The 13,323-nt window shown below is 74.1% G+C and carries 14 protein-coding genes and 1 pseudogene; 8 read left to right on the forward strand and 7 right to left on the reverse strand.

The annotated features are described in order from the left end of the window. Nucleotides 1–10 precede the first annotated feature (10 nt). Nucleotides 11–2,380, reverse strand: a complete 2,370-nt coding sequence (locus ACWD11_RS19415; RefSeq protein WP_389417927.1) for a glycoside hydrolase family 65 protein — start codon at nucleotides 2,378–2,380, stop codon at nucleotides 11–13. After that, complete coding sequence (locus ACWD11_RS19420; RefSeq protein WP_451284328.1) at nucleotides 2,377–3,117, reverse strand: HAD family hydrolase; 741 nt, start codon at nucleotides 3,115–3,117, stop codon at nucleotides 2,377–2,379. Before ACWD11_RS19420 ends, ACWD11_RS19415 begins: the two co-directional genes overlap by 4 nt. A gap of 255 nt (nucleotides 3,118–3,372) precedes the next feature. On the opposite strand from ACWD11_RS19420, the gene ACWD11_RS19425 reads away from it, so the two are divergent. Continuing rightward, on the forward strand, nucleotides 3,373–4,119 hold the full coding sequence (locus ACWD11_RS19425) for an SCO2400 family protein (protein ID WP_451284330.1): 747 nt from the start codon (nucleotides 3,373–3,375) through the stop codon (nucleotides 4,117–4,119). A 7-nt stretch (nucleotides 4,120–4,126) separates the two neighbouring features. Here ACWD11_RS19425 and ACWD11_RS19430 read toward each other — a convergent pair whose 3' ends face one another. Next, the gene (locus tag ACWD11_RS19430; RefSeq protein WP_389417924.1) at nucleotides 4,127–4,981 is read right to left on the reverse strand and encodes a LysR family transcriptional regulator; all 855 of its coding nucleotides are present in this window, start codon (nucleotides 4,979–4,981) and stop codon (nucleotides 4,127–4,129) included. A gap of 68 nt (nucleotides 4,982–5,049) precedes the next feature. Between ACWD11_RS19430 and ACWD11_RS19435 the strand changes: the two genes are divergently transcribed. Next, nucleotides 5,050–5,955, forward strand: coding sequence for an EamA family transporter (locus tag ACWD11_RS19435; RefSeq protein ID WP_389417923.1), 906 nt, complete (start codon nucleotides 5,050–5,052; stop codon nucleotides 5,953–5,955). Here the strand turns inward: ACWD11_RS19435 and ACWD11_RS19440 are convergent. The 3 genes from ACWD11_RS19440 to ACWD11_RS19450 all read right to left on the reverse strand — a co-directional run bounded on the left by ACWD11_RS19440 (nucleotide 5,940) and on the right by ACWD11_RS19450 (nucleotide 7,707). Then, nucleotides 5,940–6,362, reverse strand: a complete 423-nt coding sequence (locus ACWD11_RS19440) for a PPOX class F420-dependent oxidoreductase (protein WP_389417922.1) — start codon at nucleotides 6,360–6,362, stop codon at nucleotides 5,940–5,942. The genes ACWD11_RS19435 and ACWD11_RS19440 overlap by 16 nt on opposite strands. Nucleotides 6,363–6,428: 66 nt before the next feature. Next, the gene (locus ACWD11_RS19445) at nucleotides 6,429–7,325 is read right to left on the reverse strand and encodes an NAD(P)-dependent oxidoreductase (protein ID WP_389417921.1); all 897 of its coding nucleotides are present in this window, start codon (nucleotides 7,323–7,325) and stop codon (nucleotides 6,429–6,431) included. Nucleotides 7,326–7,374: 49 nt separating this feature from the next. After that, complete coding sequence (locus tag ACWD11_RS19450) at nucleotides 7,375–7,707, reverse strand: ArsR/SmtB family transcription factor (protein ID WP_389417920.1); 333 nt, start codon at nucleotides 7,705–7,707, stop codon at nucleotides 7,375–7,377. Between the two features lie 122 nt (nucleotides 7,708–7,829). Between ACWD11_RS19450 and ACWD11_RS19455 the strand changes: the two genes are divergently transcribed. From ACWD11_RS19455 to ACWD11_RS19475, 5 genes and pseudogenes are all read left to right on the forward strand, one after another. Continuing rightward, nucleotides 7,830–8,807: a quinone oxidoreductase family protein gene (locus ACWD11_RS19455; RefSeq protein ID WP_451284334.1), complete on the forward strand. Its 978-nt coding sequence runs from the start codon at nucleotides 7,830–7,832 to the stop codon at nucleotides 8,805–8,807. 116 nt (nucleotides 8,808–8,923) lie between these two features. Further along, nucleotides 8,924–9,916: a dihydroxyacetone kinase subunit DhaK gene (dhaK, locus tag ACWD11_RS19460; protein WP_451284336.1), complete on the forward strand. Its 993-nt coding sequence runs from the start codon at nucleotides 8,924–8,926 to the stop codon at nucleotides 9,914–9,916. Nucleotides 9,917–9,963: 47 nt separating this feature from the next. Continuing rightward, nucleotides 9,964–10,563, forward strand: coding sequence for a dihydroxyacetone kinase subunit DhaL (gene dhaL, locus ACWD11_RS19465; protein ID WP_451284338.1), 600 nt, complete (start codon nucleotides 9,964–9,966; stop codon nucleotides 10,561–10,563). Further along, a complete protein-coding gene (gene dhaM / locus ACWD11_RS19470; protein WP_389417916.1) occupies nucleotides 10,556–10,966 on the forward strand; it encodes a dihydroxyacetone kinase phosphoryl donor subunit DhaM in 411 nt (136 codons plus the stop codon). Before dhaL ends, dhaM begins: the two co-directional genes overlap by 8 nt. A gap of 56 nt (nucleotides 10,967–11,022) precedes the next feature. Continuing rightward, a pseudogene (locus ACWD11_RS19475) lies at nucleotides 11,023–11,118 on the forward strand (3-ketoacyl-ACP reductase); the annotation flags it as partial. 7 nt (nucleotides 11,119–11,125) lie between these two features. Here ACWD11_RS19475 and ACWD11_RS19480 read toward each other — a convergent pair. After that, nucleotides 11,126–11,836 (reverse strand): glycoside hydrolase family 75 protein, encoded by a 711-nt coding sequence (locus tag ACWD11_RS19480; protein ID WP_389417915.1) that lies wholly within the window; start codon nucleotides 11,834–11,836, stop codon nucleotides 11,126–11,128. 417 nt (nucleotides 11,837–12,253) lie between these two features. Between ACWD11_RS19480 and ACWD11_RS19485 the strand changes: the two genes are divergently transcribed. After that, a complete protein-coding gene (locus ACWD11_RS19485) occupies nucleotides 12,254–13,252 on the forward strand; it encodes a fibronectin type III domain-containing protein (protein ID WP_451284340.1) in 999 nt (332 codons plus the stop codon). The last annotated feature ends 71 nt before the right edge of the window (nucleotides 13,253–13,323 follow it).

Below are 13,323 nucleotides of genomic sequence, written 5' to 3' on the forward strand. Positions count from 1 at the left end.
GTCTCCCTTCTCAGTCCGGCAGCTTCAGCCGCGTCGACTCCCCCGGTTCCAGGACGACCGTGCGGTCCGGCAGCCGCAGGTCGATCGGGGGCGCGTCGGAGAACGGCACGGAGATGTCCAGCTGGCCCTGCTCCAGATGCAGCCGCACGCCCCAGTGCCCCTGGTAGCGCAGGCCGAAGCCGTACGCGGACACCTCCGGCAGCGGCACCGGGTCCAGCCACAGCGCCCCGTCACGCGTCTCCAGGCCGGTCAGCCCGCGCTGCACCAGGTCGAGGGTGCCCGCCATGGCGCCGAGGTGGATGCCCTCGCCGGTGGTCCCGCCCTGGACGTCCGCGATGTCACCCTGCAGGGCCTCCTGGCAGAACGTCCACGCCTCCGCGCGGCGGGCCCGGGCCAGCACCCAGCCGTGCACCAGGCCGCTGAGGGTGGACCCGTGGCTGGTGCGGTGCAGGTAGTAGTCGACGGTACGGTGCCAGATCTCGTCGTCGAGCCGCAGACCCAGCCGGCGGAACAGGCCCCGCAGTTCGGCCGGGGCGAAGAGGTAGCCGAGCATCAGCACGTCCGCCTGCTTGGAGGCCTGGTAGCGGTTGACGCTGTCGCCCTCCGCCTCCAGGATCCGGTCCAGGCGGCGGATGTCGCCGTACCGCTGCCGGTAGTCGTTCCAGGGCAGCTCGGCCAGCTCGCCGTAGCCGTCGAACTGGCTGATGACACCGGCGTGAAAGGGCACGTGAAGCGTGCGCGAGACCTCCTGCCACAGCTCCAGTTCGGTTCCGTCCAGGCCCGTGCGCTCGGCGAGCTCGCGGCGCCTCGGTTCCGGCAGGGCGTCGATCAGTTCCAGGGCGCGCATGAGCACCCAGGCGGCCGTGACGTTGGTGTAGGCGTTGTCGTCGAGGCCGGGGGCGCTCGCGCCGGGGTAGGCGTCGTGGTACTCGTCGGGGCCGACCACACCCGTGATGCGGTACCGGCCGAGGCCGTCGTCGTACTCGGCGGCGTCCGCCCAGAAGCGGGCGATCTGGAGCATCATCTCGGCGCCCTTGGTGTGCTGGAACTCCATGTCGCCGCTGGCCTCGCAGTACTGCCACACGTTGTACGCGATGGCCGAACCGACGTGGTACTGCAGATGCGAGTGGTCGGGCAGCCAGCGCCCCGAGCGCGGGTTGAGATGCAGCTGCTGGGTCTCCTCGCGGCCGTCACTGCCGCTCTGCCACGGGAACAGGGCGCCCCGCCGGCCGACGGCCCGCGCCGAGGTGCAGGCTCTCGCCAGGCGGCGGTGGCGGTAGCGCAGCAGGGCCCGGGAGACCTCGGGGAAGTGCAGATTGAGGAACGGCAGCACGAACAGCTCGTCCCAGAAGACATGCCCCCGGTAGGCCTCGCCGTGCAGTCCCCGCGCGGGCACGCCCACGTCGAGGTCGGCGGTGTGCGGGGAGAGCGTCTGCAGCACATGGAACAGGTGCAGCCGCAGGATGCGGCCGGACTCCCCGGCGACCTCCAGGGCGGCCCGCCGCCAGAGCTGGTCCCAGGCCGTGAAGTGCGAGGTGAGCAGGTCGTCGAAACCGGGCGCACGGCCGACCCGGTCGACGGCGGCGTGCAGCGGATCGCTGATGGCCGGGTCGCGCGAGGTGTACAGGGCGACGATCTTGTCAACGGTGCGGGCGCGGCCGTCGGTGAGCGCCAGGACGGTGTGCTGGGTGGTGCGGCGGTTCTTGTTGCGGACGGCGACCAGCCCGTCGGAGGTCAGCCGGGCGGCCATGCCGATGCGGACGTCCGAGGTGCGGGTGCGGCAGCGCAGCCACACGGTCTCCGGGGTGGCGGTGCCCGTCTGCGCATGGATGAGGTGGTGGCCGTCCAGGTCCCGGTAGCGCGGTACGCCGGAGTTGGTGACGCCGCCGTCGAGGGACGCCTCCACCTCCAGTTCGCCGGAGAAGCCCTCGGCGGTGAACTCGGTGCGCAGCGCGGCCAGATGCGGGTCCGCCATGTGCACGATCCGCTGCTGGTGGACCGCCAGGACGCGTCCCGCACCGAGGTCGTAGCGGGTGCGCCGCTCCAGCATCCCGGAAGCCAGGAGCAGCCCCATGCGGTGCTCCACCAGCGGGGCGGTGTCGGGGGTGAGCCAGGGCCCGCCGCGCAGCCGGAAGCGCAGCGGCAGCCAGTTGGGGACGTTGACCATGTCCTCGTTCTCGACCTGGCGTCCCGCCACGCCGGAGGTGAGCCGGTTGTAGCAGCCCGCGACGTACGTGCCCGGGTAGTGGATGTCGTCGGCCGTGCACTCCGGCAGCGCGCCCCGGGTGGCGAAGTAGCCGTTGCCCAGGGTGCACAGGGACTCGCGCAGCCGCTCGTCCGTGGGCTCGTAGCCCTCGTACTCCCAGGTCCATCCCGTCACGTCGACTCCTCACCGAGCAGTTCCGCGAGATCTCGTACGACGATGTCGGCACCGTGGCTGCGCAGTCTGTCCGCCGAGTCCCCCGAGGCGGTCCGGTCCACGCCCACCACCAGGGCGAACCCGCCCCGTCTGCCCGCCTCCACGCCCGCCAGGGCGTCCTCCACGACGGCGCAGCGGCCGGTGGGGACGCCGAGCCGGCCGGCGGCGGTGCGGAACAGATCGGGCTCGGGCTTGCCCGGCAGGCCGAGGCGGGCCGCCTCGCCGCCGTCCACCAGGACGTCGAACAGGTCGCGCACACCGGCCCCGGTGAGCAGTTCTCCGGCGTGCCGGGAGGCCGAGGCCGCCGCGACGGGGATCCCTGCCCGGCGCAGGGCGCGCACCAGTCGCACGGTGCCGGGGTAGGCCGCCACGCCGTGCTCGCGCAGGCGCCGGGTGAACAGTTCCTCCTTGTGGGCGGCGACGGCGTGCACGGTGTCGTCCGAGGCCTCGACGGCGCGGGAGGCGAGGAAGGCGGCGGCCCCGTCGAGGCGGGACCTGCCGTCCACGAACCGCAGGTAGTCGTCCTGCACGTCGAAGGGCCGCCGCTGCCCGGGATCCTCGGGCGGATGCGCGTCGAGGAAGGCGTCGAACGCCTCCTTCCAGGCCGCCGCGTGCACCCGCGCGGAGTCCGTGATCACCCCGTCGGTGTCGAAGACGACGGCTCGGACGCCGGTCAGCGTGGGGGCGAGGCGCTCCATGGTCACTCCCGCTGGGGTACGACGGCGACGGGGCGAGCGGCACGGTGCGGCCGGGGCGGGGCAGCGCCGTGCCGCGCTGCTCCGTCTCCACGGTCGCACGGGTGCCCGGGAAACCGCAGGCGGGCGGGTCGGCCACGGCCGGTGCACGACTTCTGCGCAGGAGCGGCACACAGGCTGCACACGGCCTCTGGAAAGGCTCGCTACGGTTCTGGCCGATCGATCCCCCGTGCGAACGCCGAGTCAGAAAGACCGCGGATGGACTACTGCTCCACATGCCGTCGGCATCTCAACGGTGCCCTGGTGTGCCCCGGGTGCGGCGCCTACGCCCCGGACATCGCTCCCCCGATCGCGCAGGCTCCCTCGGCGGCCCGCTCCGACACCATCTGGCCCGCCGTGGAGACCCCCGCCGTGGAACCCCCCGCGAAGGACCAGGACCCGCACGAGGAGCCGCAGCCCCTGCCCGACGCGCCCTCGGGCCGGGCGGCGCGCCGACGCCGGCGGGCGCGCTGGAAGAAGAACCAGCGCAAGGCCGTGGTGGCCACCGCGGTGGCGCTGGTCGGCGGCGGGCTGACCCTCGCCTCGCTGGGCCAGCAGTCCGGGGACCGGGCTCAGGCGGCCACGGCGCCCGACACCACCGCCATGGGCACCGGCGAGGAGCAGGCCGGTGCGGCCGATGAGCCGGCCCCGGCGGCGTCGACACCGCCGGACGCGCCCCGTTCCCGGCCCGACACCCCGCCCGCGCGGCCCTCGGCCACCCACGCCCCGCGCGAGCAGGACGTCGCCACCGCCCCGGCCACGGCCCAGCCGCACACCCCCGCCGCTCCGCCCGCCACGGCGCCCCCGGCCGCCCAGTCCCAGGCACTCCCCGCCACCGACCCGGCCCCCGAACCTACGGCCACGCCCACGCCCACGCCCACCGAGAGCACGCCCGCACCGACGGCCCCCTCACCCTCGGCGACCTCCCCGTCGGGACTCTGCCTGCTGGTGCTGTGCGTCAACTGATCGCGGTTCACTCGTCGCGGTACAGGCCCGTCATGAGTTCGATCACCGCCTGGGTCGCCGGATGCGGGTCCTCCCGCCACCAGCCGAGCCGTACGGCGATGGGCTCGGCATCCCGCACCGGGCGGTAGACCACGCCGGGGCGCGGGTACTGGTTGGCGGTCGCCTCGGCGGTCACGCCGACGCAGCGGCCGGTGGCGATCACGGTGAGCCAGTCGTCGACGTCGTGGGTCTCCTCCGTCGCCGGGCGGGCGTCCGGGGGCCACAGGTCCGCGGTGGTCGTGCCCGTGCGCCGGTCGACGAGCAGGGTGCGCCCGCCCAGGTCGGCGAGCCGGACCGAACGGCGGCGGGCCAGCGGATCGTCGGCGGCCACCGCGCACAGCCGCCGCTCCAGACCGACGATCGCGGAGTCGAACCTGCGGTCGTCCAGCACCCTGCGGACGACGGCCAGGTCCGAGGCGCCCTCCGCGAGACCGGCGGTGGCCGAGTTGACGCGCACCAGCTGCAGGTCGGTTCCGGGGTGCGCGGCGGCCCAGCGGCGCAGAAACGGCGGGGTGTGCCGGCCGAGCGCCGCCCAGGCGTAGCCGATCCGCAGCCGCGCGTGGCCGGAGGTGGCCTCCCGGACCAGGTCGTCGACCTCCCCCAGCACGCGGCGGGCGTGCGCCAGTACCCGCAGCCCCGTGCCGGTCGGGGTCACCTCCCGGGAGGTCCGGCGCAACAGCCGTACGCCCAGGCTGCGTTCGAGGGAGGCGAGGGTCCGGGAGACGGCCGCCTGGGAGACGCCGAGCGTCAGGGCGGCGTCGGTGAAGCTGCCCTCGTCGACGATGGCGACCAGGCAGCGCAGCTGGCGGAGTTCCACATCCATGACTCAAGCGTATAGATGGCTCGGCGTACGCATTTTGCGCATACGACGGTCGGCTCCACGCTGTCCGCATGTGCTCCGCCTCCGCCGCCGAAGCCGCCGAAGCCGCCCTCCCCCACGTCGAGTCCGCGCCCGGCAGGCTCGCGGGTGTGGCCACCATGGTCGCCAGCGGGCTGTCGAACCAGACCGGTGCCGCGATCGGTTCGCTCGCCTTCCCCGTGCTCGGTCCGATCGGTGTGGTGGCGGTACGTCAGTACGTCGCCGCCCTCGTCCTGCTGGCCGTCGCCAGGCCCCGGCCGCGTGCCTTCACCCGGCACCAGTGGTGGCCGGTCGCCCTGCTGGCGGTGGTCTTCGGCACCATGAACCTGTCGCTGTACACCGCCATCGACCGGATCGGTCTGGGGCTGGCGGTGACCTTGGAGTTCCTGGGTCCGCTCGCCATCGCGCTGGCTTCGTCCCGGCGGCGGCTGGACGCGCTGTGCGCGGTGATCGCGGCGGCGGGGGTGATCGCGCTGCTGCGTCCGGGCCCGTCCGCCGACTATGTCGGTCTGGGCCTGGGCCTGCTGGCCGCCGTCTGCTGGGCGTCGTACATCCTGCTCAACCGCACCGTGGGACAGCGTCTGCCCGGCGCGCAGGGTGCGGCCGCCGCGGCCGCGCTGTCCGCTCTGCTGTTCCTGCCGGCCGGGGTCGTCCTCGTCGTACGGCAGCCCCCGACGGCCGCGGCCGTGGCCTGCGCCGTGGCCGCCGGGGTGCTGTCGTCGGCCGTCCCCTACCTCGCGGACCTGCTCACCCTGCGCCGGGTCCCGGCCCGGGCGTTCGGGCTGTTCATGAGCGTCAACCCGGTGCTCGCCGCGCTCGTCGGCCTGGTCGGGCTCGGGCAGGGCCTCGGGTGGGCGGAGTGGGCGAGCATCGGGGCGATCGTGGCCGCGAACGCGATGAGCATCCTGACCTCGCGCGTGCCTCAGGCGGAGGCCTGATCGCTGTCCTTGTGCGCGCCCCAGCCGTGCCAGCGCTCGACCTCGATCCAGGCGCTGGTGCGGGGGCGGACGCGGTTGGCGTAGGGCTTGCCGGTGTAGTGCGAGGCGATCCGGTCGATGTCGGCGAGCCCTTCGTCGCCGTACGTCTCGACGACGCGTCCGATGAGGGTGACGTGGGTGTACCAGTCCTCGCCGTCGAGCACGGTGAGCGTCACGCGCGGGTCGCGGCCCAGGTGTTTCAGGCGTACGCGGCCGTCGTCCAGGCTGATCAGCACGCGGCCGTCCTCCCACAGGTACCAGGTGGGCGTGGAGACGGGCGTGCCGTCCGAGCGCAGGGTGGCCATCACGGCCGGGTTGGGGCGGCGCAGCAGTTCCTGCGCCTCGTCGGGCAGCGGGGGCTTGGACATCTGGGGTTCCTCCTCGGTTCGGTGCGGTCGGCTCGGGTCGTCGACGGTGTCGAAGGTCCGGTGCGGTCAGCTCTGCTTGCCGACGGTGTCGTCAAAGCTGGCGAAGTAGGCGGCGGCCATGTCCTCGTCGCCGTGGCCGAGGGCGACGGCCCGCTCCAGACGGGCGGCGCCCGCCTCGGCCACGTCCAGACGCACCCCGCCCCGCTCGCCCGCCTCGACGATCAGCCGCGCGTCCTTGGCGGCGGTGGACACCGCGAACTGGGCCGGGGACAGCCGCTCCTCGATGATCAGCCCGGACTTGGCGCGCAGGTACCCCATGTCCAGCGGGCCACCCTCGATCAGGTCGAAGAACGTGCGCGGGTCCACGTCGAGGGCCCGTGCCAGGGCGAGCGTCTCCCCCGCCGCCGCGGTGGCCGCGATGACCCAGCTGTTGGCGACCAGCTTCAGCCGGGTCGCGGTCCCCGCCGCGCCGTCCTCGCCGGTCCACACCGTGCGGGCGCCGATCGCCTCGAAGACCGGTGTGACCTTGTCCCGGCCGTCGGCGGGCCCGGCCGCCAGCACGGTCAGCTGTCCCGCCTCGGCGGGCCCGCGGGTGCCGAGCACGGGGGCGTCGTAGAAGGCCAGCCGGTGCTCACCGGCGAGGTCCGCCAGGGCGGGGAGGCCGTCGAGGCCGACGGTGGTGGACTGCACCCAGGCGGTGCCGGGACCCAGGGCGGGGGCGGCCTGGCGCATCACGTCCAGGGCGGCGGGGCCGTCGTGCAGGACCGTCAGGACGACATCGGCGTCCTGGGCGGCCTCGGCGGGGGTGTCCGCGACGGAAGCGCCGTCGGAGGTGAGCGGCTCGGCCTTGGCGCGGGTGCGGTTCCAGGCGCGGACGGTGTGTCCGGCGCGGGCGAGGTTGCGGGCCATCGCGGCCCCCATGATCCCGGTGCCCAGCACCGCCACGGTGAGCCTGTCGGTCATGGCGTTCGCCTTCCTGTGTCGTCCTCGGGTACGGCCTGGTACTTGCCGTTCAATCCCGCAGTACCAGAGCCAGGAGCCCCGGAAAGCGTGCGTCGAACTCCTCGCGCCGCAGCCGGTTCACCCGCTTCGGCCCCTCGTCGCGCTGCTCGACCAGCCCCGCGCCGCGCAGCACCGAGAAGTGGTGGCTGAGCGCTGCCTTGCCGACCGGCACGTCGAAGCTGCCGCAACTGCGCGTCCAGTCCGCGGAGTCGGCCAGCTCGCGGATGAGCTGCATGCGTACCGGGTCGGCGACCGCGGACAGTGCGGTCTGCACCGAGACGTCCTCGGGATCCGTGTGCACCGGCGCGGCGCGATGACCGCCGCCCGCCACCTGGTTCGCCATGTTCCGCTCCCGTGCCGCTTGCCGAGTGTTCGATCTGTATCTTACAGTCCGAGTGTTCGCTTCCCGTCGAACAGCCAGGTCGGCACGTCACGGTCGACACGTCACAGAAGGGGCCATCCGTCATGCGCGCAGTGGAGTTCGAGGAGTACGGCGATCCCGAGGTGCTGAAGGTCGTGGAGGTTGACGTCCCGGAGCCGGGGCCGGGCCGGGTGACCGTCGAGACCGCCTATGCCGGGGTGAACTTCGCGGACCTCAAGGCGCGGGCCGAGGGGTACCGGGTGGACGCGCTGCCCTACCGCCCGGGTCTGGAGGTCTCCGGGCGGGTCAGGGCCGTCGGCGAGGGTGTCGAGGGCCTGCGGCCCGGGCAGGAGGTCGCCGCGCTGGTCGGTGGCGGCGCCTACGCCGAGGTGGTGGTCGCCGACGCGGCGACCGTCTTCCCGCTCCCCGAGGGCATGGACCTGCGGACGGCGGCCACGCTCCCCACGGTCGTGCCGACGGCGTACGCCCTGCTGCACGAGGTGGGCCGGTTGCGCGCCGGGGAGAGCGTGCTGGTGCACGGCGCGGCGGGCGGCATCGGCACCGTGGCCGGGCAGCTGGCCCGGGCGGCGGGCGCCGGGGCGGTGTACGGCGTCGCCTCCTCGGCGGGCAAGGCCGAGTACGCCCGCGGGCACGGCTACGACGCGGTGTTCACCGCCGAGACCTTCCCCGAGGACGTCCGCCGTGCCACCGGCGGCCGGGGCGTGGACCTGGTCCTGGACCCGGTCGGCGGGGACACCCTGCGCCGCGGCCTGGACGCGCTGGCGGTCTACGGACGCCTGGTGTCCTTCGGCAACGCGAGCGGATCGGAGCCGTGGCAGGTGGGCCAGCCCGAGCTGTACGCGCAGGGCCGCTCGGTCGCGGGCTTCTCCATACTCGCCCTGGCCCAGTCGGCACCGGACGCGCTGCGCTCGCTCGCCGAGCGGGCCTTCCGTACGGTCGCCGACGGCACCGTGCGGCTGCCGGTCACCGCGGAGTTCCCGCTGTCGGACGCGGCCGGGGCGCACCGGCTGATGGGGAGCCGTACGTCGACGGGCAAGCTGGTGCTGCGGGTGGCCGACTGAGCCGGGGCGCCCCGGGCGCCGACGGGTCCTCCCCCGCACGTGACCTTCCTCGTCCCAAGGTCGATACTGCCGGCAGCGGTCCGGAAGCTGTCTGCCCACCTCACCAGGAGGCACCCATGAGGATGCTCATCAACGTCCCGGAGACCGTCGTCACCGACGCCCTGCGCGGTATGGCGGCCGCTCACCCCGAACTGACCGTGGATGTCGAGAACCGGGTGATCGTACGGCGGGACGCCCCGGTGCCCGGAAAGGTCGCCCTCGTCTCCGGCGGCGGTTCGGGGCACGAGCCGCTGCACGGCGGGTTCGTGGGGCCCGGGATGCTGTCGGCGGCCTGTCCGGGCGAGGTGTTCACCTCTCCGGTGCCGGACCAGATGGTGCGCGCCGCGGCGGCCGTGGACAGCGGCGCGGGCGTGCTGTTCATCGTGAAGAACTACACCGGCGACGTCCTCAACTTCGACATGGCGGCCGAACTCGCCGAGGACGAGGGCATCCAGGTGGCGAAGGTGCTCGTCGACGACGACGTGGCGGTCACCGACAGCCTCTACACCGCGGGACGCCGCGGCACCGGCGCGACCCTGTTCGTGGAGAAGATCGCGGGTGCGGCGGCCGAGGAGGGCATGCCGCTGGAGCGGGTGGAGGCGATCGCGCGGCAGGTCAATGACAGCGCCCGCAGCTTCGGCGTGGCGCTCAGCGCCTGCACCACCCCCGCCAAGGGCAGCCCCACCTTCGACCTGCCCCCCGGTGAGCTGGAGCTCGGCATCGGCATCCACGGCGAACCGGGCCGGGAGCGGCGGCCCATGATGACCTCGGGCGAGATCGCCGACTTCGCGGTGCACGCGGTCCTGGACGACATGGCCCCGCGCAACCCCGTCCTGGTCCTGGTCAACGGCATGGGCTCGACCCCGCTGCTGGAGCTGTACGGCTTCAGCGCCGAGGTCCAGCGGGTGCTCGCCGCCCGCGGGGTGGCCGTGGCCCGCACCCTCGTCGGCAACTACGTCACGTCCCTCGACATGGCCGGCGCCTCGGTCACCCTGTGCCAGATCGACGAGGAACTGCTGCGCCTGTGGGACGCGCCGGTGCGGACGGCCGGACTGCGCTGGGGCATGTGAGCGGGCGGCCCCCGGGTGTCAACGTACCTACCACGCAAGGAGATCCCGTGCTCGACGCCGACTTCTTCCGCCGCTGGATGACCGCGACCGCCGCGTCCGTCGCCCGTGAGGCGGAGCGGCTCACCTCCCTCGACTCGCCGATCGGGGACGCCGATCACGGCAGCAACCTGGTGCGTGGCTTCCACGCCGTGACCGCGATCCTGGACAAGGAGTCCCCGGACACGCCCGGCGCGGTGCTGACCCTCGCCGGACGGCAGCTGATCTCGACGGTGGGCGGCGCCTCGGGGCCGCTGTACGGGACGCTGCTGCGGCGCACCGGCAAGGCGCTCGGGGAGGCGGCCGAGGTCGACGAGGCACAGTTCGCGGAGGCGTTCCGTGCCGGAGTGGACGCGGTGATGACGCTCGGGGGTGCCGCGCCGGGCGACAAGACGATGATCGACGCGCTGGTGCCGGCCGTGGACGCGCTCGGCTCCGGTTTCGCCGCCGCGCGGGCCGCCGCCGAGGAAGGGGCCCGGGCCACGACGCCGCTCCAGGCGCGCAAGGGGCGGGCGAGCTATCTCGGCGAGCGCAGCATCGGGCACCAGGATCCCGGTGCCACCTCCTCGGCCCTGCTCGTCGCGGCGCTGGCGGAGGCGAACGGTGAGTGACGACCGGCGGGTCGGGATCGTGCTGGTGTCGCACAGCGCCGAGGTGGCCGCGTCGGTGGCCGAGCTGGCGAAGAGCCTCGCGGGCGGCGGGACGTCGGTGCCGGTGGCGCCGGCGGGCGGCACCGAGGACGGCGGCCTCGGCACCAGTTCCGAGCTGATCGCGGCGGCGGCCGCGGCCGTGGACCAGGGGGCCGGGGTGGCCGTCCTCACCGACCTCGGCAGCGCGGTGCTGACCGTGAAGGCGCTGCTCGCCGAGGGCGACGAACTCCCCGACGGCACGCGGCTGGTGGACGCGCCCTTCGTCGAGGGCGCGATCGCCGCGGTCGTCACGGCGGCCACCGGCGCCGACCTCGCGGCGGTACAGGCGGCCGCGGAGGAGGCGTACACCTACCGCAAGGTGTGAACCTCCCGCACCGTGCGACCGGCGACGGGGTCTAGGCGATGCCCCGGGAGGCCACCTCCAGTGCCGCGGCCATCGTGTTCCTCGCCTCGGACGCGGCGAGCAACATCAACGGCGTGGTGCTGCCCGTGGACGACGGCTGGTCGGCGGTCTGACAGGCGGTCAGCCGCCGCGCGCGAACGTGCGCGCCAGCCGCTCCCCCACCGCCACGGCGGCCTCACGGTCCTCGATCGGGTCCACCCGGGTGTCCTTGAAGAGGATGTAGGTGACCTCGGAGTCCGTGCCGCCGCCGTGCGGGTCGGCGGGGATGCCGAGGGCCTCGGCGGCGGCGTAGGACGCCTCGCCGATGATGTCCCGCGGACCCACGTCGCCGACGACCGCGTACCGCACACGGTCCCGGTGCACGAGGGCGACCACCGAGCCGCCGCGGATCCCGTGGTCCCGGTAGTCCCAGATGCGGCTCGGCGTGGGCACGACGACGTACGGGAGGCGTTCGGCGTCCAGGTAGCGGCCGTCGGACTGGGTGAAGGCGGTGGCGTCACTGAACCAGGGGTCGGTGCGGCCGTTGCAGCGGGGGCCCGGGCGGCCGTCGCAGTCGATGTCCAGGTCGGCCTTCCAGAAGACGGCGTCCGGGGTTCCGCAGACGGGGACCGTCGGGAAGCGGCCGTCGTCCGTGCGGTAGCGACCGCGGGAGATCTGGGCGCAGCGGCGCGTCTGGGCCAGCAGTTCGGCGGCGCGGACGTCGCCCTGGGGCCCCATCGCGGGCCGCACCGCCGGCCTCTCCTCGGCGCGCGGCGGGGTGGTGGTGGGCGAGGTGGTCGGGGCGAGCAGGGCGGCGCTTGCCGCGACCAGCGTCAGCGACTGGACACGCATGGATAAGGGACCCTCTCCGGGGGGACACTGACGAACACTCAGCCCAATCTGGTACCTGGCCGATCAAGGAGCCACCATTCGAGGGCCAGACGGGGTGTCCCGGCGCGCCCTTCGGCGACGGGTGGACCGAATCTCCGGCAGCGGCCGGGAGTCTGAGCCTGGATCGGCCCGTCCTCCCGGCCGCGCACGGCCGGCGCGGCATCAGCGACGACAGCGGTCCGCGCCCCCGGCGTGAACTCCCGATTTCCCCGGGGGAGTTCAGCCGTCGAGGGGCCAGCATACGGAACCGCCGCGAACGGTCACCCCCACCGCCCTCTTGATGTGATCGCGTCAGCCACGCCATATTGGTCCGGACCATTGCCGTGCCGGCGCCGGGAGTGCCGCCGCGGCCCCGGTTCCCCCACAGGAGGCTCAGCCGTGCGACGCGCTCCGGTCCCCGCCCGCCCGCACCGACGCGCCCTGTTCTGCGGCGCCCTCGCCCTGGTCGCCTCCTGCGGCGGGCAGGGGCAGGCCGAGCAGGTCCCGCTGCCCGGCGCGCCGAGGGGCGTCACGGCCGAGGCGGGCAGCGCGACCAGCGTGCACGTGATGTGGAACGCGGTGGCGGTGAGCCAGGGCATCGACGGTTACGAGGTGTATCGCGGCCCCACAAAGGTCAAGGACGTGCCGGGTGACGCACACATGGTGGACGTCACCCGGCTCCGCCCGTCCACCACCTACACCTTCACCGTGCGGGCCCGCGACGCCGACGGCCGCCTCGGACCGCCCAGCGAGAAGGTCCGCGCGACGACACCCGCCTCGGCCGCCCCGGACCGCGCGGCCCCGAGCGCGCCGGGCGGCCTCCGGGGCCGCGCGGTGGGCAGCCGGGCCGTCCAGCTGTCCTGGTCCCCGGCGAAGGACGACCAGGAGGTGGTGTCGTACGACATCCATCAGGGCGATACGAAAATCCACAGTGTGGGCGGGAACCAGACCGCGTCCGTCGTGACCGGACTGCGGCCGGGCACCCGCTACACCTTCACCGTCCGTGCCCGGGACGCCGCCGACAACCGCTCCGCGCCGGGCAGGCCCGTCCGCCTAACCACCCCCGGCACCGACGACGGCCGCGGCACGGCACCGTCCGGCTTCCGCGCCACCAGCCACCGCGACCAGGAGGACGGGGCCTACTACATCGACCTGAGCTGGGTCCCGCCGCGCGCCGACGGCCGGATCACGGAGTACCAGGTGCACCTGGACGGCAAGCCCGCCACCTCGGTGGTGTTCGGTGGCGACGAACCGCTCGAGAAGGCCACGTACAGCTTCTACGCGGGCGAGGAGGCGGGCGTGCGCCACCGGGTACGGCTGCGGGCGCGGCTACCCGACGGGACGTGGGGCGGCTTCTCGGCCGAGCGCACGGTCACCACGGGCGACGCGGCACGGTGAGCAAGGCCCGGCAATGGGCCGGACCCGGCACGGAGAGCAAGGCTCCGCCATGGGCCGGACGATGGACCGCG

The sequence above is a fragment of the Streptomyces sp. NPDC002776 genome (assembly GCF_053592195.1).